The sequence below is a fragment of the Gluconobacter morbifer G707 genome, assembly GCF_000234355.1.
Classification (GTDB): Bacteria; Pseudomonadota; Alphaproteobacteria; order Acetobacterales; family Acetobacteraceae; genus Gluconobacter; species Gluconobacter morbifer.
Map to the genome: position 1 here is coordinate 498,735 of NZ_AGQV01000001.1, position 25,098 is coordinate 523,832.

A 25,098-nucleotide genomic window follows, 5' to 3' on the forward strand; every position below is an offset into this window, starting at 1 on the left:
TCGTCAGAAAAGCCCAAGAGGGTTTATGGCGTGTTCTCAGGATCGTTGCGGGACATTCTTTCCAGTCCGCGAAGGATTTTCGCTGCCAGCGCCGGGTTTTCCTTCTGCATGCCCTGCAGGATATCCATCCAGCATAGGACCAGTGTGATGAACCCGACTGAAACCAGTGTCAGTACCGTGCACATGCTGACATCAACGACGAGCAGCTGTCCGGATGTGCCGTCCCATCGGGCGTACTGGCTATAGGTCATGAGGGGCAGGGCAATGGCGCTGAAGACAAGGACGCTCTTGGCATAGAATACGATGCATCCCCGCGTGAACGATCCGATCGGCCGTGGCAGGCGCCCAACGCCGAACAGGACGCCACAGACGAGGTAAGATAACAGGAAGGGCAGGGCGATCAGAATGAAAACGCTCAGGATCTCCCCGAATTCCTCATCGATCGGCATGAAAAACCGGAGCATCCGCAAAAGGAGTTCGCCCTGTCTGGTAATCGGATAGCCGGCATCCGAGATCCATTGCTCGTGAACGGCAATCAAGGTGAAGAGAAGAGTGGCGCAGACGGAAAGGAAATAGACATAGGTCAGTCGTTGCAGATCTGCGGGGCGGTACTTCGCGAGCTGCTTCATGCACCAGTACAGGGGAAACAGATACGTCGTGGTGAGAACCCAGGCCAGACCATATTTCATGAGCATGACAGTGTGTTGAGACGGATGAAATAGCTGCATGAAGTCCCTGATGGCCGGAAACTGTTCGGAAGAGGTTGAAAGCTGGTCAATCCCTTTCCCGATCGCAATGGAAATTTTCCCTGATACGGAAAACCGGTGCGGTTTCTTATGCGGCATGGATGACGTGCTCCATGCATACCCACTCTGGCGCGAAGCCCGATCATGCGGCATTAAGACGGCATGAAACTGCGCTTTGCTCCTTCCCCGACCGGTTATCTTCATGTTGGCAACGCACGTCAGGCCGTCGCCAATTTTCTCTATGCCCGACGTCATGGCGGCAGGTTTCTGCTGCGGATCGACGATACCGATACCGCACGCAGCAAGCCTGAATACGAGGATGCCATCCGCCGGGATCTGAAATGGCTCGGGCTGGACTGGGATGAGGAAGCCCGCCAGTCGGAACGGATGGGCCGTTACGCTGAAGTCATCGAAAAGCTCAAGGCGTCGGGCCGTCTTTATCCATGCTTCGAGAGTGAGCAGGAGCTCAACGCCAAGCGGGAAATGCGCATCAAGGCCGGTAAGCCACCGCTTTATGACCGTGCCATGCTGAAACTCACGCCCGACCAGCGGGCGCGGGCGGAAGCGAATGGCAAGGTGCCGTACTGGCGCTTCCGGCTGACGGATGGTAGCCGGAAATGGCGTGATCTGGTCATGGGAGACTGCTCAGTCAAGCTGACGGCCATTTCCGATCCGGTGCTGATCCGCGTTGATGGAACCATTCTCTATACGCTGGCGTCCGTGATTGATGATCTGGACATGGGAATCACCCATGTCGTCCGTGGTGAGGATCATGTGACGAACACGGGCGTCCAGATTGATATCGCCGATGCGCTTGGTGCGAAGCCTGACCGCTTTACCTTCGCCCATCTGCCTCTTCTGTTGGACAGTGATGGGGGAAAATTGTCCAAGCGTTTCGATTCGCTGGGGCTGAAATCACTGCGGGCGGATGGCATCGAACCGATGACCATCGTCTCCTATCTGGCGCGGGTTGGAACGTCCGACGATCCGGAAGTCATGACGATGGAAGAGGCCATTGCCTCCTACGATCTTTCGCATGTCTCGAAGTCTGCGGCGCGGTTCGACATGCGCCAGCTTCTGGCGCTGAACCGCCGTGCGCTTCATAATCTTCCGTTCGAAGTGGCGAGAGAGCATCTGCCGCCGGAAGCGACGGAAGACTTCTGGAATGCCGTGCGGGGCAATGTGGATCTCACGGCGGAAATCCCGCACTGGTGGGATGTCACGCAGGGGACCATCATCCCGCCGTCACAGCCGGATGACCGGGTTTTCCTTCAGCAGGCACTGGACACGCTTCCCAGTGAGCCCTGGGGCGAGACGACCTGGACGGACTGGGTCAATGCGCTCAAGGCTGCTTCCGGGCGCAAGGGGAAGGCCCTTTTCATGCCGCTGCGTCTCGCCCTGACCGGGGAAGACAGTGGCCCTGACCTGCATACGCTGCTGGGCCTGATGGGACATGCGCGGACCGTGACGCGCCTGAAAGATGCCATCCACGCCTGACTGTGTTCCCTGACGCTCCGGCCATCAGGCGCGGAGCGTCAGGCTGAGGGGTCAGACGGGTTCGACCGTCCATTCCGCTGACCAGCTCTTGCCTGGTCCCAGATGCAGGAGGCCGGGCTTTTCCGAAAAATCACCTACGAACCCTTCGGGTGTTGCAAAGCCGTACCAGGGTTCGATGCACAGGAATTCCGCGCCCGGTTTGGTCCAGATCCCGAGTTCGCGGAAGCCCTGCCATGTGACGTGCAGGCCGGTCTCGTCCGGCGTCAGGAACGAGACGCCCTGGCTGTGCGGATGGTCCATGATGATGGCGTCATTCTCGAAGAGGGGGTCGCTCAGGGGGAGGGTGCGTCCCTGAACGGGTGTGGGGAAATCCTGTTTCAGCAGGCCGTCAGGGCCAAGGCGGCGGATCGGTTCGGGCTCGGCTTCGTCGAAGACCAGACGGTGTTCGTCTCGTGCGACGCCGGCTTCCAGCGGCCAGACAAAGGCCGGGTGAGCGCCAAGGGAGGCGTGGAGCGTGGCGTTGTCCGCCGGGTTGTGCAGCTCATAGGAGACGATGAGGCGGTTGCCTTCGATGCGGTAATGCAGGCGGAGGCGGAAGGCTGCGGGAAAGAGATGGCGGCTTTCGGGGTCGTCCACCAGTTCAAGCGTGCAGCCATCGGGCGTCTGTTCCAGCCAGCGGAACAGGCGGTCCCGGGCAAAGCCATGCTGGGTCAGATGGACGGGCTGCCCGTTGAGGGTCGAGCGGTTGCCGGGCAGCTTGCCGATGATGGGGAACAGGACCGGGGAATGACGGGGCCATGCGGGACCGGCATTCCAGAGCAGGTCCCGTCCGTCATGTTTCAGGGCGACGAGTTCCGCGCCCTGTGCCCTGACGCTGGCCCTGAGGGCGCCGGTTCCAAAATCATGTTGTGGGTTTGGGGTGGTCGTCATGCGCGGGTAACTCCTGACCTTGCGGAACAGGCGCCACGATATCCCCGGGTTCCGTGGAGTGAAAGCGCCGGAAGTCCACTTCCACGCGACCGTCAGGCCGGTTGTGGATGATGTCGGAGAAGCGGTAGCCGTGTTTTACGTGGCCGATTTCATACGCATGCCGGGCAAAGACCGTCTGGGACGAGATCTCGTCCGTTCCGTCCATTGTGATGATGATTTCAGCGTTCTGGGCGATCAGCGTATTGGCGGACAGGCCGTACAGGGGGCTGCTTTCGTCAATCAGATGGGTCGCGTTCAGGCTGATGCGGAAGATGGGCATGTGGGACTGGATGAGCGACAGGCGGTCAAAACGCCGCACGAGGCGGCCATGCTCGTCCGGCATCAGGCGGGTCAGGGTCATCTCGATATTGGCCGAGAGGATCAGCGTGCGGCGTTGGTTGGCCAGCCGGATCGTGAGGGTCGGGATCACGTCGTCATAGGAGACGACGGCGGTGTGACTGAAGAGGACGCGCGCACGGGGGCGGGAGAACCGGGCGAAGACCAGTCCTGTCGCCACGGCGTTCAGCATCATGCCGGCCAGCACTTCGAAGGAGACGATGGTGTTCGTTACCCTCCCGACCGGCGACATGGTGCCGTAACCGACGGTGGAGATTGTCTGCACACTGAAAAACACGTCATCGAGGAAATCGCCGTGCGGGACGCCGCTGACGCTTCCGGGGATGATGTAATACAGCAGCGCGAAAACGAGGTTGATCGCGAGATACAGCCCGATGGATGCCCAGAAGAAGCTGATCCAGCTCATGGTCATCAGGGTGTGGTAAAGATCGCCCAGTGTTCCGGCGTCCAGGCCGGTGCGGATGATGTCGCTGCGTCCGTTTTCTTCCAGGACATGCGCGCGGATCTGGTTGGCTGTCGCTGCGGCGGCTGGCGAGGCTGGTTGTGGCGGCTCGGTGGAGCGGGGCTGAAGTTTCTGTTTGTGCCGCCAGTGAACCATGGGTCTAACTCCGGACCTTGCGTGCGCTGGAAAGTTCGCTGACCACGCCGTGAAGGGTGCGAAGTTCCTGTTCCGTCACTTCGCCGCGATTGAAAAAATGTCGCAGATTCCGGACCATGCCGGGGCGTTTCTGCTCATTTTTCAGAAAACCGCAGTCATCCAGATCGCGGATGAGATGCGTCATGAAATTGTTCAGTTCCCCCTTGGTCGCGATATGGGTCTCATTCGTCATGAGGTCGCGCGGGGGGGTAATGTCCTCGGTCAGGTACCATTCATACGCCATGACCAGAACGGCCTGCGCGAGGTTGAGGGACATGAACTGCGGATTGAGGGGGTAGCGCACCAGTGTATCGGCGCGGGCCATATCCTCGTTGTCGAGGCCTGCGCGTTCCGGCCCGAAGAGAATGCCGGTGCGCAGTCCCCGGTTGGCCGTGACGCGCAGTTCCGCCGCCGCGCCGCGCGCGGTCATGACCGGCTTGATCACGTGTCGCGGGCGCGGGCAGGTGGCGAAGACGCGATGCAGGTCCGCCGTTGCCTCGTCGACTGTGTCATAGACCCGGGCTTCGTCCAGGATGCGGTATGCGCCTGACGAGGCGTGCCAGGCCCGTTCCTGCGGCCAGCCGTCCCGTGGGGCCACGATCCGGAGGTGGAACAGGCCGCCATTGGCCATGGCGCGTGCTGTCGTGCCGATGTTTTCGGCCAGTTGTGGCCGGACGAGGATCACGACCGGATCGAATTCGCCGATGGGGGAAAGATCGGCGCCGCCTTCACGTCCGGTCATGGCGTGGCCTTCCGCCAGATCGTGCCGTTCGGGCCGTCCTCCAGACTGATGCCGTCTGCTGCGAGCTGGTCGCGGATCGCATCGGCCCGTGCGAAATCCCGTGCCTTGCGGGCCGCGAGTCTTTCCGAGATCAGTTTTTCAATGGCGGCCTCGTCCACACCGGAGCGAAACCATTCCGCGGGGGTCATGGTGAACAGTCCCATCTGGCGTCCGCCAGCGAGAAGGGCCGATGCCGCGTCCTGATCGCCCTGCATTGCGGAATCAGCCAGCTGGTGCAGTGCGGCAATGGCGACGGGCGTGTTCAGGTCATCGCACAGGGCGTCCAGGACCTCGGCCGGGATGGGAACGTTTTCCTGTGCGTTCCCGCGTTCCAGCGCCCGGTAGAAGCGGTCGAGGACCCGGCGTGTCTCGTCCAGCTTCTCCCATGTGAAATCGAGCGTCGAACGGTACTGGGCGCCGAGATAGAGCAGGCGCAGGGCTTCTGCGGGGGCCTGTTCTAGGACCTGGCGGATGGTGAAGAAATTCCCCAGCGACTTGGACATTTTCTCCCCGTTGGAGAGAAGCATGCCGTTATGGACCCAGTGCGTTGCAAAGCGGCTGCCGGGATAGCAGCACAGGGACTGGGCGCGTTCGTTTTCGTGGTGGGGGAAGAGCAGGTCATCGCCGCCGCCGTGAATGTCGAAGCTCTCACCCAGATAGCGGTGCGACATGGCGGAGCATTCGATGTGCCAGCCGGGGCGGCCACGTCCGTAGGGGCTGTCCCAGCCCGGGAGATCCGGCGGGGAGGGCTTCCAGAGGACGAAGTCACCCGGGTCGCGCTTGTAAGGGGCGACCTCGACACGGGCGCCGGCGATCATGTCATCCAGCGAGCGGCCTGACAGTTCGCCGTAGGACGCAAAATGACGGACCGCGAACAGGACATGTCCTTCAGCGACATAGGCATGGCCGTTTTCGACGAGGCGCCCGATCATGTCGAGCATCTCCTCGATATGATGGGTGGCGCGCGGTTCGATATCCGGTGGAAGGATGTTGAGCGCGGCGAGGTCTTCGTGAAAGGATTCGGTCGTGCGGGCGGTGAGGGCGGCGATGTCTTCCCCGTTTTCCAGGGCGCGCGCGTTGATCTTGTCGTCAACGTCCGTAACGTTGCGGACATAGGTGACACGCGGATACAGCACACGCAGAAGCCGGACGAGAATATCCGCGCATATCATGGCGCGCAGATTGCCCAGATGCGCGCGGTCATAGACCGTCGGTCCACAGAAATAGAGGCGTACGTTCTCGGAATCGAGGGGTGTAAACGGTCGCTTTTCGCGGGAATGCGTGTCGTGCAGGCGGAGCACGGGGGAAACTGGATCGGCCATCAGGGATCAATGCGCCAGCCATCGTTCCTGTGCAACAGGATTTGTAACTCTTGTCTGCATCTTTGCGCCCTGCGATGAGGGGCCATGATTTCCGTTTCTTCTGATCCGACGACGCCCCGCAATCATATCGTGGCCCTGTTGCGCGTGGCACTTCCCCTGGCCCTGTCCCAGCTTTCCGAAATGGCGATGGGGGTGACGGACACTGTCCTGCTGGGAGGCCTGGGCGTCGCGGAGGTGGCGATCGGGGGGCTGTCGAGTACGTTTTTCTTTACGACGATGGTGACCTGTCAGGCCATTCTGGGGGGCGCGGGCATCCTGCTCGCCCATGGACGGGGCGCGGAAGCCCATGGGCTGAAGGGCCATGACGGGCGCAACGTGATGAGCGCGACCGTGCTTCTGGCGCTGGCGGTCTTTATTCCCTGCGCCATCCTGCTGTCCTTCTCGAAGTCGCTGTTCGCCTTTCTGGGGGAGCCGGCCGGTGTCGTGATTCATGGCAGCCGGTTCATCAACATCCTTCTGCTGTCCCTTCTGCCGGATCTGGCGGTGATCGGGGTCCTGCGCGTTGCGCTTCCGGCGCTGGGGGCGGAAACGCTCCTGCTGTGGATCATGCCGGCCATGGCGGTCTGTAACGGTCTGACGAACGCGGCGCTGATCCATGGCTGGTTCGGTCTGCCAGCCATGGGGCTGTTCGGGTCGGCCACGGCCACGACGCTGACGGGATGGGTCGTGAGTTTTGCGCTGTTCGGGCTGTGTCTGACCCATCCGCGCGTGCGTGCCGTCATGAAGCCGGGGCGTGTGGACTGGTCCGTCATGAAGGAGTTGGTGCGGCTGGGCGCGCCGATGATGCTGGGTGCCGCGGCGGAAATCCTGATGTTCCAGATCACCAGTCTGAGGGCGGGGGAACTGGGAACGCACAGTCTGGCCGCCCATCAGGTTGCGGTGAATGTGAGTTCGCTTCTGTTCATGGTGTGTCTGGCGATCGGGCAGGCGACGAATGTGCGGGTGGCTTACTGGCGGGGTGCGGGGCGGCTGGATCAGAGCCGGAAAGCCGCCCTGTGGGCCATGGGGATCGTTCTTATCTGGAGCGTCAGCACGTCTTCCCTGCTGCTGCTGTTTCCCGAAAAGATCCTGCCGCTTTATTTCTCCAACCGTGTCCCTGACCCCGAGACGACGACGCTGGTCATCACGCTTCTGAAGATCGCGGGGCTTTATCAGATCGTTGATGGTCTTCAGGCCGTTTTCAACGGGGCGCTGCGCGGTTGTGGGGATACGGTCGGTCCCATGATCATCGCCGTGTTCAGCTACGGGCTGATTGGTCTGGTTTTCGGAAGCTGGCTGGCCTTCCATCGCCATTTCGGCGTGGAAGGCCTCTGGATCGGCATGGCGCTTGCCCTGACGACGACGTCCGTCGCCTTCGGGTTCAGGCTGCTGAGCGTGATGCGCTCACGCGTGCCTGCCACATCGTGATGACATAGATGACGAGGCCGGCTGCCGAGCAGATTGCGCCACCCCAGCCGACGGAGCCGAGTCCGAATCCGGAACTGACGAGGAACGCTCCGAGCCATGCGCCTAGGGCGTTGGCCGTGTTGAAGGCTGAATGATTGAGGGAGGCGGCGAGGGTCTGTGCGTCTCCCGCCACTTCCATCAGGCGTGTCTGAAGGGCGGGGCTGAGCATGATGATCGCGGCGGGCAGCAGGAACGTGACGGGCAGCATGAGCAGGGCGGACGGCAGAAGCAGCCAGAAGCCGAGCATGATGAGAGCGCTTGCCGTCAGGGACACGATGACGGTCCGGTCGATGTTCCGGTCCGCCATGGCGCCTCCGGCGGCGTTTCCGGCGACCATGCCGAAGCCCCAGACGATCTGGTAGATCGCCACCAGCCAGTCCGGCAGATGGGTGACGTCAGAGAGGGCCGTTGTCAGGAAGGTATAGATCCCGAAGAGGCCGCCGAATCCGATGGCGCTGGTCAGGAGGGTCAGCAGCACCTGGGGGCGTTTGAAGGCGGTTAGTTCCGACAGGGCGGATGTGCCGGGATGGGGGCGGTCACGCGGGGCGAAGTGCCAGATCCCGATGAAGCAGAGCACGGCCAGCGCCGCGATGCTTCCGTAAGCCACGCGCCAGCCGAGATGGTTGGCCGCATAGGTGGAGAGCGGGGAGCCGATGACCGTTGAGAACATGACGCCGGAGAGGACGCGGCCTATGGCGCGGCCACGGCGGGCGCGTTCCACCATCGAGGCGCCGATCAGGGCCGAAACGCCGAAAAACGCGCCGTGAGGCAGGCCGGTGACGAAGCGCATGACTTCGATCCCGGCAAGGGTCGGGGCGAGGATGCTGCCGATATTGCCGAGGATGAACAGGCACAGCATGGCTAGGAGCAGCGTGCGCCGCGGCAGCTTCGCGCCGATGATGGCGAGGAGGGGGGCGCCGACCACCACGCCCAGCGCGTAGGCGGAGATGACGTTGCTGGCCTGGGAAACGGAGATGCCGAGCGAGTGTGAGAATTCCGGCAGCAGTCCCATCATGGCGAATTCGCCGGTTCCGATGGTGAACGTGGCCAGCATGAGGGAAAACATGGCGGGTTCGACGCCGTGGGGCGGGCGCACCCGCTCGACGTCGACTGGTTCGATGGTGTCCATGAATAAAACAGGGTCCGGGACGGAGAGGCAAAAACCGCCCTGCCGTTACGGACCCTGACAGGGTAAACCCGGTTTCAGGAACCGGGAGCCCCAGGGGAATCAGTTCTCCGTCGGCAGGCGGATGGTCTGTCCCGGATAAATGTCATCCTTTGATGTGACAAGCGGTTCATTGGCCTTGAGGAGTTCATCGCCCGTGACGTCCTCCGGCAGCTTGTCGGCCACCTCGTCGAGCGTCTTGCTTGTCTTGATTTCGACGAAGTGGGGATCCGGGGTTCCTAGCGGGACGGCGATTTCCGCTTCGACCGTGGAGACGCCGGCGACATTGCCTGCCGTCAGGATCATCTGGTCACGTTCCTTGGCGGATTTGGCCTTGCCGCGCAGATAGATCGTCCGGTCGTCGATGACGAGGTGGGACATGTGCATCTGGGCCAGTCCGAATTTCTTGAAAGCGCGCTTGATGGCACTCTCGCCCGGCTTTGGCGGGATGGGCGAATCAAGAGACTGGATCAGTCCTTCGAGGGCGCCTTCCGTGATGTGGCCGGCTTTGGGATTGAAGCGATAGATTTTCATGCGCGTAACTCGGAAATCGAATGGCTCCCTTCAACAGAGGGAGTGTCGGACCGTTAGCGCGATGACCCGCCAGGTGGTTGCGCGTTTTCTGCGTTTCACCCCTGAGAAATTGGCAGGGCTGTCTGTTCTGTTGTGATTGACAGGCATCGGAGAGTCCTGTAGGCGCCCCACTACTGCCGGAAACGTGGACGTACCGGCCGGCCCCTGTCGTTGCGGGATCCTGCTTCCCGCTGGTGCCGGTTTCTGGGTGCGCGCCCGCCTTTTCCAATCCGGGGAGAGGCCTACCGGTGCAACAAAACGGATCGCCGGGCAGCAACGGGCGGTTCTGATGTGTGAACAGGGGTCAACCCATGTCAAAGCGTCTTGAGAGCAAGTACAAGATCAACCGCCGTCTCGGCGTCAACCTGTGGGGCCGTGCCAAGTCCCCGGTCAACCGCCGCGAATATGGCCCGGGCCAGCATGGTCAGCGCCGCAAGCAGAAGCCGTCTGACTTCTCCATCCAGCTGATGGCCAAGCAGAAGCTCAAGGGCTACTACGGCAACATCAGCGAGAAGCAGTTCCGCAAGTATTATGACGAGGCCGTCCGCCGCAAGGGTGACACCTCCGAGAACCTGATCGGTCTGCTGGAGCGCCGTCTGGATGCGGTCATCTACCGCCTCAAGTTCGCGATCACGCCGTTCGCTGCGCGTCAGTTCATCAGCCACGGCCATGTCACGGTCAACGGCAAGCGCGTTAACATTCCGTCCTACCTCGTGAAGGAAGGGGATGTGATTGAGGTTCGCGAGAAGTCCAAGCATCTCGCCATCGTTCTCGACGCTGTCCAGACGGGTGAGCGCGACACGCCGGAATACGTCGAGGTCGATCATCGCCAGATGAAGGGCACGTTCCTGCGTACGCCGCAGCTTTCCGATGTGCCGTATCCGGTGCAGATGGAACCGAACCTCGTGGTCGAGTTCTACTCCCGCTGATCTGTTTCCGGGTCCCTGTGGCTCGGGATTGGCAGACGACCGGAAAACGCCGGATGGATTTCTCCATCCGGCGTTTTTTGTGTTTGGACGCTATTGCGGCTTCGGCTTCGGTGGTGTCGTCTCTCATGGAGCGCAGGCCGTGGACGGGCTGAAGGATGTGGTGCGTGGTCTGGCGGGACATTGGCTGGGATTCGGGTGGCAGGACGTCTGTATGTATAAAGGGGGGCTTTAGTCCCTTGACGGAAAAAGCCCGTTTCTCCAGATTGCGCCTCCCAACGGAAGAAGTATCTTTCCGGGCGTCCTCTGCTGCTGTCAGGCCTGTCCTGTCTGACTCCGGGCCCTGTGAAGGAGCCGGTCCCGAAGTTCTGCTGTCATCGGAGGCATCATGTCAGAGGCGTTGAGCGCTGAAATCAATCGCGAGATCGCGCGTCGGCGCACCTTTGCCATCATTTCCCATCCGGATGCCGGTAAGACGACGCTGACCGAGCGCATCCTGCGGGCTGGTGGCGCCATTCAGATGGCGGGCAATGTCCGTGCGAAGGGTGAACGCCGCCGGACCAAATCCGACTGGATGGGGATTGAGCGGGACCGTGGCATTTCCGTCGTGACGTCTGTCATGACGTTCGAGTATCGCGACTGTATCTTCAATCTGCTTGATACGCCGGGCCATGAGGACTTTTCGGAAGATACTTACCGGACCCTGACGGCTGTTGACTGTGCGGTCATGGTCATCGACGCTGCGAAAGGCATTGAGGACCGGACCCGCAAACTGTTCGAGATCTGCCGTCTGCGCGATATTCCGATCGTTACCTTCATCAACAAGATGGACCGTGAGGCCCAGGACTGTTTCGCGCTGCTGGACGAGATTTCCAGTTCCCTGGCGCTGGATGTGTCTCCTGCGACCTGGCCGATTGGGCGGGCAGCCAAATTTGTTGGCATCTATGATCTGCGGACACAGGAAGCCCACACCAAGGAGCCGGTCAGCGAGGATGATCCGCGCATGGAGCAGATGCGTGAGGAAGTTGAACTGGCTGAAGCGGCGCTTCCTGAGTTCGACCGGGAATCTTTTGATGCCGGGCATCTGTCGCCTGTGTTTTTCGGGTCGGCCATGAAGGAAATCGGCGTGACCGATCTTCTGGACGCCCTTGTGGCCTATGGGCCGGCGCCCCGTGCCCAGCCGACGGAGACCCGTGAGGTCCGGGCGAATGAGGAGCAGGTTACGGCGCTGGTCTTCAAGATCCAGGCGAACATGGACCCCAACCATCGGGACCGCATGGCGTTCGCGCGTGTCTGCTCCGGGCGTCTGACGCGCGGGATGCGCCTGAAGCATGTCCGGACAGGCAAGCAGTTTGCGCTCCATACCCCGCAGTTTTTCTTCGCCCGTGACAGGCAGCTTGCCGAAGAGGCGTTTGGCGGGGATGTGGTCGGGATTCCCAATCACGGGACACTGCGCATCGGGGATACGCTGAGTGAGAGCGAGGAGCTGCGTTTTACCGGGGTTCCACACTTCGCACCGGAAATCCTGCGTCGTGTGCGTCTGGACGATGCGATGAAGGCCAAGAAGCTGCGTCAGGCGCTCGTCGAACTGGCGGAAGAGGGTGTGGTGCAGCTTTTCCGGCCACAGGATGGTCTGCCGCCGATTGTCGGCGTGGTGGGCACGCTTCAGCTTGACGTGCTTCAGTCTCGGCTGAAGGGGGAATACAGCGTTGCGATCGGTTTCGAGAGCACGCCTTACACACTCGCGCGCTGGGTGACGGGGGAGCGGGACAAGATCGAAGCTTTCGAGATGGTCAACCGGTCCGCCATGGCGGATGATCTGGATGGGGATCCGGTTTTTCTGGCGACGTCATCCTTCATGATGCGCCGGACGATCGAGACGAACCCGGACCTGTCCTTCCATGACATTAAGCAGATCGGACTGGCTGCCGTCTAACGGGCCGCAGGCCTGCTCCGCTTCTCAGGGGAGCAGGCCTCTGGGCAGTTACAGGCCCATCAGACTCAGCAGGCTGGAGAGGGACCGGACGCCGGAGGCTTTCAGGAGAAGGGTCCGGCCGATCTGAAGGGCTTTCTGCCGTGCCAGAAGGCGGTTCTGTTCCGTTTCGCAGAGGTCGTAATCTGCCACCTGCGCGAACCCGACCGTCCGGCGGATCATTTCAAGACCGCAGAACCCGGCCATGTCTTTCAGGATGTCCAGAAGCAGGTCATCCAGCATGTCCTGACGCTGGGTTGCGTCGGACAGGGACCACATGTCTCCGCCGCCGCGTGACAGGAGAGAGCGTAATTCGCTGCTGAAACTCTCCCAGAACAGCACGATTTCCTGTCGCAGGCTGTCAGCCTTTTGGGGAGCGGCGCAGAGATGCAGGGCCAGGTTGCCGACATACAGGCCGCAGTCAAAGCCGATCGGCCCCATTGTTGCGAATTCGCCATCAATGACGCGTACATCGCCGTCCTTCAGCATGATGGAGCCGGTATGGAGGTCTCCATGCAGGAGGGCCTGACGTGCGGTCAGGAAACGGCTCTGGAAATATCCGACGGCGCGGTGAAGCGCAGGGTCATTCTGAAGTTTGCGGATATCGTCCCGTAGTCCTGCTTCCGCCGGCGGGTTGCGGGAGGAGATCGTGTAGGGATCGGTCAGGATCAGGTCGACGGTGATGCGCGTCAGGGCGGTGTTGCCTGAGAAGGCCTCCAGCAGGCGGGAGCCGGTTTCAAAAGGCTGGCTGATCCATCCCGTGGCCTGCACCGTGCGGGCGACATAGTGCCCGATCACGGCGGAAAAACCGGGCGCTGCTCTGCCGGCCATCAGGGCAGGACGCAGGACCTCGTAGCCGGCGAGGCTTTCCATCACCAGCAGGTAAAGGGCTTCGTCATAGACGTAGAATTTCGGCGCGAGGCCACGGACGGCTTCTGCCGTGGCGCGCATGTACCGGGCTTCGAACAGGGCGCGATCCAGTGGCATGGGCCAGTCAGGTGCGACCCGGACATGGGGCAGCGCCTGCTTGCAGCAGAGCTTTCCCGCCGGGCCATCCACCAGATGGACGATGTTCAGGTTTCCGTCGCTGACTTCCCGGATAGTCCAGTCCTGTGCCGTGCCGCCCAGTCGGGCCGCCAGAGGAGGCTGGGTGCTCAGCCAGTCTAGGAGGCCTGTGGCGTCAAGGGAACGATAGGTCATTCAGGCATGCTCCAGCATGGCAGACAGGGTCGGGACGGTCGGATGGGGTAGGGGCTGTCCGGCGGTGAGGAGGCGTAGCGCGGCGTATTCACCATTGCCCCGGCTCTGGCAGCGTTCCAGAACCTCACTGAACCCCAAGGAGACATCCAGGCGGATGCCTACATCCATGATATGGGTCTGCGGGTGTTCGCAGGCCAGGAGGCAGGGGCCGGTTCTGCAGTCCTGTGCGCTCAGCCCGAGTTCCTCCGCGGCTTCCGCCAGAAGCTGTGCGGGCAGATCGATCTCTTCTGTTCCGGTCCGGCTTTCCACGTTGCCTGCGGGCGTGCCCTGCCACCAGCCGGAAAGGTAGACCGCCTGTTGCGCGCGTTGACCGATCATGATGCCGTCGCGCGTTTTCAGAAGGCCTACGACGGCCAGAGGGCGCAGGGGAGCTTTTCCGAACAGGTCAGGCTCCTGCATCTGGGCGAAAACGCGCCGGTATTCTGACCAGTGGCCCGAGATCCGCTCCGGCTCGATATGATCCGCGCAGAAAACGCGCCCGTTATAGAGCGAGGGCCGCGTTTCACGCGCCTTGTCCCAGTGCGCCTGTACGCGGTTGGCAAGGGCGGGTGACAGCGCGGGCATGGGTCTATCCGCGACCACGCTGACTGAGGCAGCAAGCGGCGTGACGGGCCAGTCAGGGGCGGGGCAGGTCATGGGGCAGGGGCTCCGGCGGCGAAAGAAGGGGGTCTTTCATGGCGCAAATGAAGGCCGGCTGCAAAACTGTTTCTCCTGTCAGGCGGGCTGCGGGGCCGCCGGTGTCAGGGCCAGTCGAGATGGACGGAAACGGGGCAGTGGTCGGACAGGCCTGCGGGATCGGTGTCCTGCCGGTAGGTCATGACACGCAGGCTGTCCGGACGAAGCCATGTCCGGACGGCGTTGCCCAGGAGGATATGGTCGATGAAATATTCTCCGCCCCAGCAGGGGCTGGCTTTGTCGGCTGTTGTCAGAAGGACGGGGGCATCGGCTTCGATGTGCTGCATCAGGGGATCGTGCAGGGTGAGGCGGCGGTTGAAATCGCCCAGGACGGCATAGGCTTCGCCTTCGTCCTACCGTTCCTGGATCCAGTCTTCCAGAATGTGGAACTGCTGATACAGGATGGGGCAGGAATGTCCGTGCTGTGTCAGGGGCTGGTCCCAGCAGCCGGTCTTGAGATGGACCACGAGCAGGCGCAGCGTGGCCTTCCCGTCGCTGACCGTGACATCGAGGCCGCCGCGCAGGGGGTGGGGCACCAGCGGGCCGGACACGTTCAGGTCTGACAGTTCGTCATTGACCGTTACGTGCAGGCCGCGGCGAACCGCTACACCGACGCGCTGGACAACATGGTCGGGTGTCAGGACAAGCTGGTATGTCGCGGGGTCGAAGATCCGGGCCGCTGCTTCGAAGCCGTCGACTTCCTCGAAGCCGACGATATCGGCATTCAGGTGATGCGCGTAAGTGCGCAGGCGGGTGAAATCCTGCGGCGCACGTGTTCGGACGTCATCGGGCAGGGCCGGATTGCCGGTGGCCTTCAGGGTCAGCCAGTCCATGTTCCAGGTGCTGATCTTGAGGTCATGCGCGGAAACGATGCTGACATGGCCTGCCATGACGAGGCAGGCCAGTCCTTTCGCAATCGTGGATTTCAGGCTGTGACGTCCTGCGGCTGTTCCAGTTCTTTCAGAACGTCCCCGACCGGGCGTGCCTTGCGGGTCTGTTCATCCAGAACGAGGATTTCGCCCTTGGGAATGTCATAGAACCAGCCCTGAAGCTTCAGTTCGTTCTGTGCCAGCGCCCGTACCACGGCGGGATGGGTGCGCAGATGGGCGAGCTGAAGCAGGACGTTGTATTCCGCTAGGGAACGGATTTCCTCCGGGCCGGCATCCTCGGCCTTGAGGTTTCCGAGGGCTGCGCGTGCGGCTTCGGCGTGGCGCAGCCAGCTGCGGACCGTCGGCAGGCTGGCCAGTTTGGGGGCGTTCAGGTCCATCAGGGCGTTCATGGCGCCGCAGTTGGAGTGCCCGCAGATGATGACGTTCTTCACCTTGAGAACGGCGACGGCATATTCGATGGCCGAAGAGACGCCGCCCAGCATTTCGCCGTAGGCCGGAACGATGTTGCCGACATTGCGGACGATGAACAGTTCGCCCGGTTCCGTCTGGGTGATGAGACTGGGGCTGATCCGGCTGTCGGCGCAGGTGATGAACAGACTGGAGGGGGACTGGCTGTTGGCCAGACTCTCGAACAGTTCTGCGTTCTCGGGATAGACGTCCGTTTCGAACTTGCGGACTCCGCCCAGCAGTTTCGCCAGAGTATCGCGCCCACAGGCCATGGTGTTCTCCTTAAATTCAAACTACCTGACAGTTAGAGGGCTTTATCAGGACAGGTAAAGAAGGATTTGGGAAGTCCTAATTCTTTGTCACTGTCCTGATATGTCCTGTCGTAGTTTTAGGCCCTGGCGAGTTGTTCGCGCAGCATTGCGAAAACCGCGTCCGCGTTCGGGTTGGGGCCCCCGGCCTGCGCCATGTCCGGGCGGCCGCCACCGCCTTTTCCGTCCATGAGGGCGGACGCCTCGCGCACCAGCTTTACGGCGTCCAGACGCGGGGTCAGGTCTTTCGTGACGGCGATGACGATGGAGCCGCGGCCATCCGCTTCGGAAATCAGGGCGACGACGCCGGAGCCGATCTGCTGGCCGATGCTGTCCGCAAGGCTTTTGAGTTCCCTGGGGCTGACGTCGCCCAGATTGCGGGCGGAAAGCGTGATGCCGTTGATGGTTTCAGTCGCGTTCGTGCCTTCGCCGGTGGCCAGTCTGCGCTGAAGGTCGGACACCTGGCTGGCGAGGGATTTGCGTTCTTCCAGCAGGGCTGTCACACGCGAAACCGCGTCTGCCACGGAAACTTTCAGCAGGCTGGCAATGTCCTTGAGGCGGTTTTCCGTTTCAAGGGACAGCTTTTCGGCAGCAGCGCCGCAGACGGCTTCGATACGGCGTACGCCTGCCGAGACACCGCTTTCGGAGACGATCCGGAACGGGCCGATCTCACCGACGCGGTTGACGTGCGTGCCGCCGCAAAGTTCGATCGAATAGGCGGGGCGTCCGTCTTCTCCCTTGCCCATGGAGACGACCCGGACCTCATCGCCGTATTTCTCGCCGAAGAGGGCCATCGCGCCTTCCGCCACGGCTTCGTCCTGTGTCATCAGGCGCGTTTCGACCGGGGCGTTCTCACGGATGCGGGTGTTCACTTCCGCCTCGACCTCCGCAAGATCCTCATCCGTGAGGGGACGGGGCTGGCTGATGTCGAAACGCAGGCGTTCCGGGGCGTTCAGGCTGCCTTTCTGTGTGACATGCGTTCCGATCCGGCGGCGCAGGGCTTCGTGCAGCAGGTGGGTGGCGGAGTGATGGCCGCGAACGGCCGTGCGGCGTTCGTGGTCAATTTCCGCATGGACCGCCATGCCCGGCTTCAGCGTGCCTTCCACGACCTTGCCGTAATGCACGATCAGATCGCCGTTGCGCTTCTGCGTATCCGTGATTTCGACGCGCAGTCCCGGGGCGGTCAGTGTGCCGTGATCGCCGACCTGACCGCCGCTTTCGCCGTAGAACGGCGTCTGGTTCAGCAGGATGGCGATGGTTTCTTCACCGGCAGGAGCTTCGGCCAGTTCGTCATTGCCCCGAAAAATGCCCTGGACCTCGGCATCGGATTTTTCCGACACGTAGCCGAGGAACTCGCTGGGGCCATGCTTTTCACGCGCGTCAAACCAGACGGTCTCGGCGGCGGTATCGCCGGAGCCGACCCACGCCGCCCGGGCGCGTTTGCGCTGTTCGGCCATGGCGGCTTCAAAACCGGCCTCGTCGACTGTGCGGCCCTGTTCGCGCAGGGCGTCCTGCGTCAGGTCCAGCGGGAATCCGAAGGTGTCATAGAGTTTGAACGCCACGTCACCGGGAAGGGCTTCCTTGTCGCCCAGATGGCTGACTTCATCGGAGAGCAGGGTCAGGCCGCGTTCCAGAAGGGCGGTGAAACGCTGTTCCTCGCCTTTCATGGTCTCGGCGATCAGGGCCTGATGCTGCACCAGTTCCGGATAGGCTGCGCCCATCTGCTGGATCAGGGCCGGGAGCAGGCGATAGAACACGGGGTCCTTGGCGCCCATCATGTGCAGATGGCGCATGGCGCGGCGCATGATGCGGCGCAGCACGTAGCCGCGACCTTCCTTGGAGGGGAGGACGCCATCTGCGATCAGGAAAGCCGTAGAGCGCAGATGATCGGCCACCACGCGGTGGCTGGCCCGGAAGGTTCCGTCTGCATCCTGATGCATGAGGTCGGCGGAGGCTTCGATCAGGGCGCGCATCGTGTCGATGTCGTAGTTGTCGCGCTTGCCCTGCATGATGGCGGCGAAGCGCTCCAGACCCATGCCCGTGTCGATGGAGGGGCGGGGCAGGTTGGTGCGTGTGCCGTCCGCCTGATCGAGGAACTGCATGAACACGAGGTTCCAGATCTCGACGAAACGGTCACCGTCTTCATCGGCGCTTCCCGGCGGGCCGCCGAAAACGCTGTCTCCGTGATCGTAGAAGATTTCCGAGCAGGGACCGCAGGGGCCGGTATCGCCCATGCGCCAGAAATTGTCCGACGTGCCGATGCGGATGATGCGGTCATCGCCCAGTCCGGCAATTTTCTTCCATAGTCCTGCCGCGTCTTCGTCTTCGGCATAGACCGTTACGAGGAGTTTTTCCTTCGGGAGGGCGAAATCGCGTGTCAGCAGGGTCCAGGCGAATTCGATGGCTTCCGGTTTGAAGTAATCCCCGAAGCTGAAATTGCCCATCATCTCGAAGAAGGTGTGATGGCGCGCCGTGTAGCCGACATTATCAAGGTCATTATGCTTGCCGCCGGCGCGCACGACCTTCTGGGCTGTGGTGGCGCGCGAATAGGAGCGCGTTTCCTGCCCTGTGAAGACGTTCTTGAACGGGACCATGCCAGCGTTTGTGAACAGCAGGGTGGGATCGTTCTGCGGCACAAGGGAGGCCGATGGAACGATGCGATGGCCCTGCGACCCGAAATATTCGAGGAAGGCTGAGCGGATGTCGTTTGTGCTGGTCATGATGTTGGAGCGTCAGGTTCCAGGGAAGCGGAAAGAAGAGGCTGACAGTCCTAGACTATTGTGGCGGACTTGAAAATGCGCAGCTCAGTCCCTGCGGTCATGCGGATCGGGAAACTCTGGTCTGGGTGGAGGGGCTGTCACGTCCGCGGCGGGGATTTCCACGGCCATCTGCATGAGTTCCATGGGTGTTTCCGGCGTTCTGGCCCGGAAGACGAGCCGTCGGGACAGGTTGAAGTTGGCCAGCATGCCACAGACCGCACCTGCGGCAAGCGCGACGAGCGGATGGCGCACGCTGAACGGGAGCAGGGCATAGCACAGAAAGACCGTGCCGCGGTTGAGCAGGAACCCGAAGGCATTGGCGAGAAGGAAGCGCAGCCATTGCAGGACCGGGTGCTGATTTTCGGCGGCGGACAGCCGGAAAGTCCAGAGGCGGTTGAGGGTCCAGTTTCCTGTCGCGGCCACGAAATAGGCGCAGAGCGTGGCGGGCACCAGGCCGGTGAGGGGGCGCAGGAGATCGACAGTTCCCCAGTCCACGAGAATGCCGAGTGCTCCCACCGTACCGAACCGGAGAAACTGGCCCAGAATCTGGGGACGGGAGCGCGGGTAGAAAATACGGTTGCGGCGCAGGGGAACCTCCAGCTCGAAAATATCGTGGCGAAAGGCGGTTTTTCAGATGGGGAACCCGAAAAAAAGAAAAGGCGCCCCGAAGGACGCCTTTTCCAGAACCCGGAGCCGGGAGGCTCCGGCATCAGGATCGGTCTGAATTACTTCAGGATGATCTCGACGCGACGGTTCTGCGGCTCGCGGGTGTTCGGGCCGGTCGGAACCAGCGGCTTGCTTTCGCCATAGCCGTGGATGTCGATGGCGGCAGCCGGGACACCGTCACGGATCAGTTCAGCCTTCACGCTCTGGGCGCGACGGATGGAAAGACCCATGTTGTAACGCTCACCACGCGGGCCCGGGTGGGCAGCGGAGTTATCCGTATAGCCGTTGACTTCGATGCGCGTCGTCTGAACGTGCGTGGAAGCCTGGGCTGCCTGTGCAACGATCTCGCGGGCGCGGCCGGTCAGGACAGACTTGTCCCAATCGAAGAACACCAGGTACGTACGGGCCGGGGTCGGAGCCGGCGGAACAACGACCGGAGCCGGCGGCGGCGGCGGCGGAGCCGTGTCGAACGCATAACGCAGGCCCAGGATGAACTGGTGCGAGAAGCGCGGGTCGAAGTTCACGTTGCCCTTGTGTACGCCCGTACGGTTATACGAGGTGGACTGGTACGGGCCATCAGCAAACTGCTGACCGATGAAGCGGTATTCCGTCGTGACGGCCAGGCCCGGGACATTCGGGATGTCATAGGCTGCACCGACGATGCCCTGGTAGGCGAAGGAACCCTGCGTACCACCGAGGCGGCTCGTTGCGCCGTTCACGTAGTTGGTGGTGGTCGGGTTGTAGTGCTGCCACAGATAACCTGCACCGACACCGACGAACGGCGTGACCGGCACGTTCAGGCCGAAGTTCGCCAGATCGATGTCATACAGCACGTTCACGAGACCGCCATAAGCCTGGTCGGAGCCGTGGGTCATGCCGTTGACGGAGGTCGGGCGGCGATGGTTGATCTGGGAGTAGTTGTACAGCCCTTCAACTTCAACGCGCAGACCGTTGCCGAAGCCCCAGCCGAACGCACCGAAACCCGTGAAGCCGTCCTTGTGACGGAAACGGGAACGGCCACCGCCGTTATCCGTCGAACCATCGGACTGGCTGGTCGGAGAGAAGTGGGCGTGCTGCTGCTGAACCAGGTTGTAACCGCCGCCAATGTTGACGTAGGGGCCGGTAATCGTGCTGGCCATGGCGATCGACGGTGCGGCGACCATCGCTGTCATGGCAAGGAGTGCCGTGCGGAGACGCATGTTTTCGTCCTCTTAGTGACTAACGTTCGGGCCGCCGGAGAGTGCTCTCACCAACGGACCCAGCGCGATGCATAAGCGCATATAGATCGTGGAGTTCCCTCGAACAAAGCCATCGAAGGGTATCCTGACCTACTCGAGGCGAGGGAGTGACATAAAAGACACATTCCATTCCGCCTGATTTACGATCTACGCCTCGCGTCTCTGTTGCCATAGCTTAACGTATCTTCCGGCGCCATAGCGCCCGGAGGATTTCTGCTATGCAAAAAGGATTGAAAAACAGGATCTTACCGGCGGTGTGACCGAAGTTTAACTTTCTTCACGGACGGCAGCCCTCGTTTATCAGCAGCTTGCGGAGGATTTCGGGGGAAACATCACGGGTGGTAAAGGCCGAACCAATACCGTGCAGAAGAATAAACGAAACTCTTCCATTCTGCATTTTCTTGTCTCGAGTCATGTGGTCGAGAAGTGTTTGCGCAGAGAACGATTCCCTGAACCAGTCAAAACTGGTGGGCATACCAAGTGTTCGCAAATGCAAATCCAGACGCTCGAGGTCTTCTTTTGGTGCGTGACTGAGCATGACGGACAGGGCCATCGCCAGATGTAACCCGATGGACACAGCTTCCCCATGCAGCAGGCGGCCGTCATATCCCAGTTCCGCCTCGAGGGCGTGGCCGAAGGTATGTCCCAGATTCAGCAGGGCGCGTCCGTTCTGGCTGGCCTGTTCACGCTCGTCTGCGGCCACGACGGCGGCCTTGAATGCGCAGGCGCGCCGGACGGCTTCCGTCAGGGCGGCCGGATCGCCGTCTAGGACGTCCGCGCCGTGTTTTTCGCACCATTCGAACAGGGTGCGGTCCGCGATCAGGCCCGCTTTCAGGATCTCGGCATAGCCGGCCATGCGCTGGCGGCGCGGAAGGGTGGCGAGCGCGGAACTGTCGGCGAGGACGGCTACGGGCTGATGGAAGGCACCGATCAGGTTCTTGCCGGCCGGGGCGTTGATGCCGGTCTTGCCGCCGACGGAACTGTCCACCTGCGAAAGCAGGGTGGTCGGAAGCTGGATGAACGGAACGCCCCGAAGCACCGTGGCGGCAATGAAACCGGCGAGATCGCCGACGACGCCGCCGCCGAGGGCTACGATCGTGGTTTTGCGTTCGATGCCGAGAGAGAGGATCTGGTTCATCACGTCGCCATACGTGGCGAGGGACTTGCTTTCCTCTCCGGGGGAAACCGAAATCACGTCCGTCCGTATGCCTGTCTCGCTGAAGGACTGGAGCAGCCGTGGCAGGTGCAGGGCGGCGACCGTATCATCCGTGATGACGACAACCCGCTTCTGGGCCAGATGGGGTGCCAGCCAGGCGCCGGCACGGGAAATGAGGTCGGGGCCGATCAGCACGTCGTACTGGTGACTGGCCAGGATGACCGGAACCTTTTCCGGCTGATGGTATTCGGTCAGTGCTTCATGAACGCGTCGCACACCCTGTTCCACGGTTTCGTCTCCGCAATCGATGATGATGTCCGCTTCGGCATAGAGGGGGTACCGGGCGCCTACCAGCCCTGTCATGATCTGCTCCGGATCGCCCTGTGCGAGGAGAGGACGTCCGCCCCGGCTGCTGACGCGTTTCAGCAGGACGTGCACGGGCGCTTTCAGCCAGATGGATACGGCCTGCTGCCGGACGATATGCCGGGTCTGGGCGTCCATCCACGCGCCGCCCCCGGTGGCCAGAAGGCAAGGTGGCCCGTCCAGAAGGCGCTGGATGACGCGGCGCTCGCCGTCGCGGAAGGAGGCTTCACCGTGGCGGGCAAAAATTTCGGGAATCGAACAGCCGGCCGCGCGTTCGATCTCGCTGTCGGCGTCCACGAAGGGGAGGCCGTAGAACTGCGCGAGGCGGCGGCCGATCGTGGTTTTTCCCACGCCCATCATGCCAATCAGTACGATGGTCCGGGACGGCGCACCGTCAACCATCAGAGGGAAAGCGGAAAAGGGGTCGGGAGAGGGTGGCAGGCGTGACATGCTCTGCTACCTATCATACGAGACAAAATCCGTCCTCTCCGCATCTTTGAGATTACGTAACAATGCCCAGATTCGATCTTTCCTCGTCCCGGCTTCCAGTGGTTGGAGGCGGTATCGCCGTTGCTCTCGTTCTGGTTCTGGGCGTGGGACTGCTTCGCCTTGGGGCTATGGGAACCCCGCCTGCGCAGACGACGGTCCACAAGGATCTGCCGGCGTCCCTGTTCGCCTCTGGTGGAAGCGCGCAGGAAGCGGCCCTGCCTTCCATGCCGCCCGTGCCGCAGGCCGCGACGGCTCCGGCTCTTCCCGCGGCTCCGGCGGCAAAGCCGGGTTCTGCTCCGGTCCCGGCGTCCGCCGCGCCTGCGTCGTCGCCGTCTGCCTCCACGCCGCTGCCGACCATGCCTGCACCAAAAGCGGCGCCCATGCAGTCCATGCCGGCTTCCGCTCCCGCGCGCTGATCTGACGGGGTAGGGCGTCCATGGCCGCGGTCATGAACCGGCATGTCGAGGCGTTTCTTGAAATGCTTGCGGCGGAACGCGGGGCGGCGGCCAGGACGCGGCAGGCCTATGCGTCCGATCTTGAGGATTTCGGGCGCCACTGTGCGCCTGTTCCGCTGGAGGAGGCGCAGGGCGAGCATGTCCGGTCTTATCTGGCGTCCCTGTCCCAGGCGGGCCGGGCGGCGCGGACATCGGCAAGACGGTTGTCCTGTCTGAAGCAGTTCTACCGGTTCCTGATGCTGGAATCGATTCGCCCGGATGATCCGACCGACCGTCAGGAGGCGCCCAAAATTCCGTCTTCCCTGCCGCGGCCTCTGGATGAGCAGGAAATCCGCCTTCTGCTGGAGGAGGGGACGCGGGGACATGAGGATGAGCGCCGGGATCTGGTGTCGCGCGCGGCGCTGGAGCTTTTGTACACGACGGGACTCCGTATCTCCGAGCTGCTCTCTCTGCCGGCCACGTGCGTGCAGGTGAAGGGCCCGATGCTTCTGGTGCGCGGAAAGGGCGGGCGGGAGCGTCTTGTGCCGCTGTCGCAGGCCGCGCGGCAGGCGGCGGAGGATCTGGTCCACTGGGACCGGGGGCTGGGAAGTCCGTATCTGTTTCCGGGACGCAATCCGCAGAAGCCCCTGACGCGGCAGGGGTTTGACAAGATCCTGCTGGCCTGCGCGCTGAAGGCTGGCGTTGACCCGGAACGGGTCAGTCCGCATGTGCTGCGTCATTCTTTCGCCAGCCATCTTCTGGCCCGCGGGGCTGATCTGCGGGCTTTGCAGATGCTGCTGGGTCATGCCGATATCGCTACGACCCAGATATACACGCAGGTCATGGCCGAGCGCCTGCGACAAGTCGTGGCGGCGCATCATCCGCTGGCGCTGGCACAGGAAAGCGGGCCGGGGGAACGTCCGGTTGTCGCGGGGGCTGTTTCCTGATGCGACGTCGTGCTATCGGGCAGCCATGCGCCAATTCCTAGATTTCGAGAAGTCGGTCGCCGAACTCGAGACCAAGATCGACGAACTCCGCCAGATGGGCAGCCAGGAAAACGATTCCGGCACCAGCGGCATCAACATCGATGACGAGATTGCCCGTCTGTCCGAGAAGGCAGACAAGCTTCTTCGGACCACCTACGCCAAGCTGACGCCCCTGCAGAAAGTGCAGGTGGCGCGTCATGCCCAGCGTCCCAAGGCGGTGGATTACGTTGAGGCCCTGACGACGGAGTTCACACCGCTTGCGGGTGACCGTGCGTTCGGGGATGACGAGGCGATGATCGGTGGTCTGGCACGGTTCCGCGGGGAGCCGGTTGTCGTGATTGGGACGGAGCGTGGCCACGACACGGAAAGCCGGCTGAAGCATAATTTCGGGATGGCGCGTCCGGAAGGGTACCGGAAGGCGCAGCGTCTCGTGGAGATGGCGGGTCGTTTCGGCCTACCGGTTCTGAGCTTCATCGATACGGCGGGCGCCTGGCCCGGAATTGATGCGGAAGCGCGCGGGCAGGCCCAGGCCATTGCCCGGTCCATCGATGTCTTCCTTCAGGCCCCTGTGCCCGTGATCGCCACGGTGATCGGAGAGGGCGGGTCTGGCGGTGCGATCGCCATTGGCGCCGCTGACCGTGTGCTGATGCTGGAAAACTCGATCTATTCCGTCATTTCGCCGGAAGCGGCGGCCTCCATTCTCTGGCGTGATCCGAAACTGGCACCGGCCGCGGCGGAAGCGCTCAAACTGACGGCGCAGGATCTTCAGAAGCTGGGTCTGATCGATCAGATCATTCCTGAGCCGGTCGGGGGTGCGCAGCGCGTGCCGGAAGATGCGATCCGCAGCGTCGGGAAGGTCATTGCCGAGGAACTGGCGGCCCTTCAGGATCTGACGGGTGCGGCGCTGGTGCAGAAGCGTCGGGATAAATTCCTGGCCATGACCCGGACTGCCCTGGACTGAGGGACAGGTTCGGTC

At 62.3% G+C, this 25,098-nt stretch carries 24 protein-coding genes; 8 read left to right on the forward strand and 16 right to left on the reverse strand.

Annotated features, from left to right (window positions below):
* Positions 1 to 23: 23 nt before the first annotated feature.
* On the reverse strand, positions 24 to 845 hold the full coding sequence (locus GMO_RS02220; protein WP_008850627.1) for a hypothetical protein: 822 nt from the start codon (positions 843 to 845) through the stop codon (positions 24 to 26).
* A 63-nt stretch (positions 846 to 908) separates the two neighbouring features.
* Here GMO_RS02220 and gltX point away from each other — a divergent pair, with 63 nt between their 5' ends.
* Positions 909 to 2,243, forward strand: a complete 1,335-nt coding sequence (gltX, locus tag GMO_RS02225) for a glutamate--tRNA ligase (RefSeq protein ID WP_008850628.1) — start codon at positions 909 to 911, stop codon at positions 2,241 to 2,243.
* Positions 2,244 to 2,294: 51 nt separating this feature from the next.
* Here gltX and GMO_RS02230 read toward each other — a convergent pair whose 3' ends face one another.
* The 4 genes from GMO_RS02230 to cysS are packed head-to-tail and all read right to left on the reverse strand — an operon-like array spanning position 2,295 to position 6,309.
* Entirely contained in the window at positions 2,295 to 3,173 is an 879-nt protein-coding gene (locus GMO_RS02230) for an aldose 1-epimerase family protein (protein ID WP_008850629.1), read from the reverse strand.
* Entirely contained in the window at positions 3,145 to 4,167 is a 1,023-nt protein-coding gene (locus GMO_RS02235; protein WP_008850630.1) for an ion channel, read from the reverse strand. Before GMO_RS02235 ends, GMO_RS02230 begins: the two co-directional genes overlap by 29 nt.
* Positions 4,168 to 4,171: 4 nt before the next feature.
* Positions 4,172 to 4,948: an RNA methyltransferase gene (locus GMO_RS02240; protein ID WP_008850631.1), complete on the reverse strand. Its 777-nt coding sequence runs from the start codon at positions 4,946 to 4,948 to the stop codon at positions 4,172 to 4,174.
* Positions 4,945 to 6,309, reverse strand: a complete 1,365-nt coding sequence (gene cysS, locus GMO_RS02245; RefSeq protein WP_008850632.1) for a cysteine--tRNA ligase — start codon at positions 6,307 to 6,309, stop codon at positions 4,945 to 4,947. Before cysS ends, GMO_RS02240 begins: the two co-directional genes overlap by 4 nt.
* A gap of 84 nt (positions 6,310 to 6,393) precedes the next feature.
* Here cysS and GMO_RS02250 point away from each other — a divergent pair, with 84 nt between their 5' ends.
* Positions 6,394 to 7,776, forward strand: a complete 1,383-nt coding sequence (locus GMO_RS02250; protein ID WP_008850633.1) for an MATE family efflux transporter — start codon at positions 6,394 to 6,396, stop codon at positions 7,774 to 7,776.
* On the opposite strand, the gene GMO_RS02255 is transcribed toward GMO_RS02250, so the two are convergent.
* A complete protein-coding gene (locus tag GMO_RS02255) occupies positions 7,730 to 8,944 on the reverse strand; it encodes an MFS transporter (protein ID WP_008850634.1) in 1,215 nt (404 codons plus the stop codon). The two genes, GMO_RS02250 and GMO_RS02255, sit on opposite strands and share 47 nt — an antisense overlap.
* Before the next feature lie 99 nt (positions 8,945 to 9,043).
* Positions 9,044 to 9,514, reverse strand: a complete 471-nt coding sequence (locus GMO_RS02260; protein WP_008850635.1) for a peptidoglycan-binding protein LysM — start codon at positions 9,512 to 9,514, stop codon at positions 9,044 to 9,046.
* 350 nt (positions 9,515 to 9,864) lie between these two features.
* Here GMO_RS02260 and rpsD point away from each other — a divergent pair, with 350 nt between their 5' ends.
* From rpsD to GMO_RS02275, 3 genes are all read left to right on the forward strand, one after another.
* Positions 9,865 to 10,482, forward strand: a complete 618-nt coding sequence (gene rpsD, locus GMO_RS02265; protein ID WP_008850636.1) for a 30S ribosomal protein S4 — start codon at positions 9,865 to 9,867, stop codon at positions 10,480 to 10,482.
* A gap of 79 nt (positions 10,483 to 10,561) precedes the next feature.
* On the forward strand, positions 10,562 to 10,714 hold the full coding sequence (locus tag GMO_RS14340; RefSeq protein WP_175282564.1) for a hypothetical protein: 153 nt from the start codon (positions 10,562 to 10,564) through the stop codon (positions 10,712 to 10,714).
* Positions 10,715 to 10,867: 153 nt separating this feature from the next.
* Positions 10,868 to 12,415 carry a peptide chain release factor 3 gene (locus GMO_RS02275; RefSeq protein ID WP_008850638.1) on the forward strand — a complete coding sequence of 516 codons (1,548 nt, stop codon included), beginning with the start codon at positions 10,868 to 10,870 and terminating at the stop codon, positions 12,413 to 12,415.
* Positions 12,416 to 12,463: 48 nt separating this feature from the next.
* Here GMO_RS02275 and mtnK read toward each other — a convergent pair whose 3' ends face one another.
* The 9 genes from mtnK to aroB all read right to left on the reverse strand — a co-directional run bounded on the left by mtnK (position 12,464) and on the right by aroB (position 22,663).
* Positions 12,464 to 13,651, reverse strand: a complete 1,188-nt coding sequence (gene mtnK, locus GMO_RS02280) for an S-methyl-5-thioribose kinase (protein WP_008850639.1) — start codon at positions 13,649 to 13,651, stop codon at positions 12,464 to 12,466.
* The gene (locus GMO_RS02285) at positions 13,652 to 14,347 is read right to left on the reverse strand and encodes a hypothetical protein (RefSeq protein WP_008850640.1); all 696 of its coding nucleotides are present in this window, start codon (positions 14,345 to 14,347) and stop codon (positions 13,652 to 13,654) included.
* Between the two features lie 104 nt (positions 14,348 to 14,451).
* On the reverse strand, positions 14,452 to 14,673 hold the full coding sequence (locus GMO_RS14610; RefSeq protein WP_008850641.1) for an endonuclease/exonuclease/phosphatase family protein: 222 nt from the start codon (positions 14,671 to 14,673) through the stop codon (positions 14,452 to 14,454).
* A 66-nt stretch (positions 14,674 to 14,739) separates the two neighbouring features.
* A complete protein-coding gene (locus GMO_RS02290; RefSeq protein ID WP_008850642.1) occupies positions 14,740 to 15,276 on the reverse strand; it encodes a hypothetical protein in 537 nt (178 codons plus the stop codon).
* 35 nt (positions 15,277 to 15,311) lie between these two features.
* Positions 15,312 to 15,995 carry a carbonic anhydrase gene (locus GMO_RS02295; protein ID WP_008850643.1) on the reverse strand — a complete coding sequence of 228 codons (684 nt, stop codon included), beginning with the start codon at positions 15,993 to 15,995 and terminating at the stop codon, positions 15,312 to 15,314.
* A gap of 116 nt (positions 15,996 to 16,111) precedes the next feature.
* A complete protein-coding gene (gene alaS / locus GMO_RS02300; RefSeq protein ID WP_008850644.1) occupies positions 16,112 to 18,751 on the reverse strand; it encodes an alanine--tRNA ligase in 2,640 nt (879 codons plus the stop codon).
* Positions 18,752 to 18,835: 84 nt separating this feature from the next.
* Positions 18,836 to 19,378 carry a GtrA family protein gene (locus GMO_RS02305; RefSeq protein WP_040507363.1) on the reverse strand — a complete coding sequence of 181 codons (543 nt, stop codon included), beginning with the start codon at positions 19,376 to 19,378 and terminating at the stop codon, positions 18,836 to 18,838.
* A 137-nt stretch (positions 19,379 to 19,515) separates the two neighbouring features.
* On the reverse strand, positions 19,516 to 20,655 hold the full coding sequence (locus GMO_RS02310) for an OmpA family protein (RefSeq protein ID WP_008850646.1): 1,140 nt from the start codon (positions 20,653 to 20,655) through the stop codon (positions 19,516 to 19,518).
* A gap of 316 nt (positions 20,656 to 20,971) precedes the next feature.
* A complete protein-coding gene (aroB, locus tag GMO_RS02315) occupies positions 20,972 to 22,663 on the reverse strand; it encodes a 3-dehydroquinate synthase (RefSeq protein ID WP_008850647.1) in 1,692 nt (563 codons plus the stop codon).
* 62 nt (positions 22,664 to 22,725) lie between these two features.
* Here aroB and GMO_RS02320 point away from each other — a divergent pair, with 62 nt between their 5' ends.
* Genes GMO_RS02320 through GMO_RS02330 form a run of 3 tightly spaced genes read left to right on the forward strand, consistent with a single transcriptional unit; the run spans position 22,726 to position 25,083 of the window.
* The gene (locus tag GMO_RS02320; protein ID WP_040507364.1) at positions 22,726 to 23,118 is read left to right on the forward strand and encodes a hypothetical protein; all 393 of its coding nucleotides are present in this window, start codon (positions 22,726 to 22,728) and stop codon (positions 23,116 to 23,118) included.
* 20 nt (positions 23,119 to 23,138) lie between these two features.
* Positions 23,139 to 24,083 carry a tyrosine recombinase gene (locus GMO_RS02325; protein WP_008850649.1) on the forward strand — a complete coding sequence of 315 codons (945 nt, stop codon included), beginning with the start codon at positions 23,139 to 23,141 and terminating at the stop codon, positions 24,081 to 24,083.
* A 25-nt stretch (positions 24,084 to 24,108) separates the two neighbouring features.
* Positions 24,109 to 25,083, forward strand: coding sequence for an acetyl-CoA carboxylase carboxyltransferase subunit alpha (locus tag GMO_RS02330; RefSeq protein WP_008850650.1), 975 nt, complete (start codon positions 24,109 to 24,111; stop codon positions 25,081 to 25,083).
* The last annotated feature ends 15 nt before the right edge of the window (positions 25,084 to 25,098 follow it).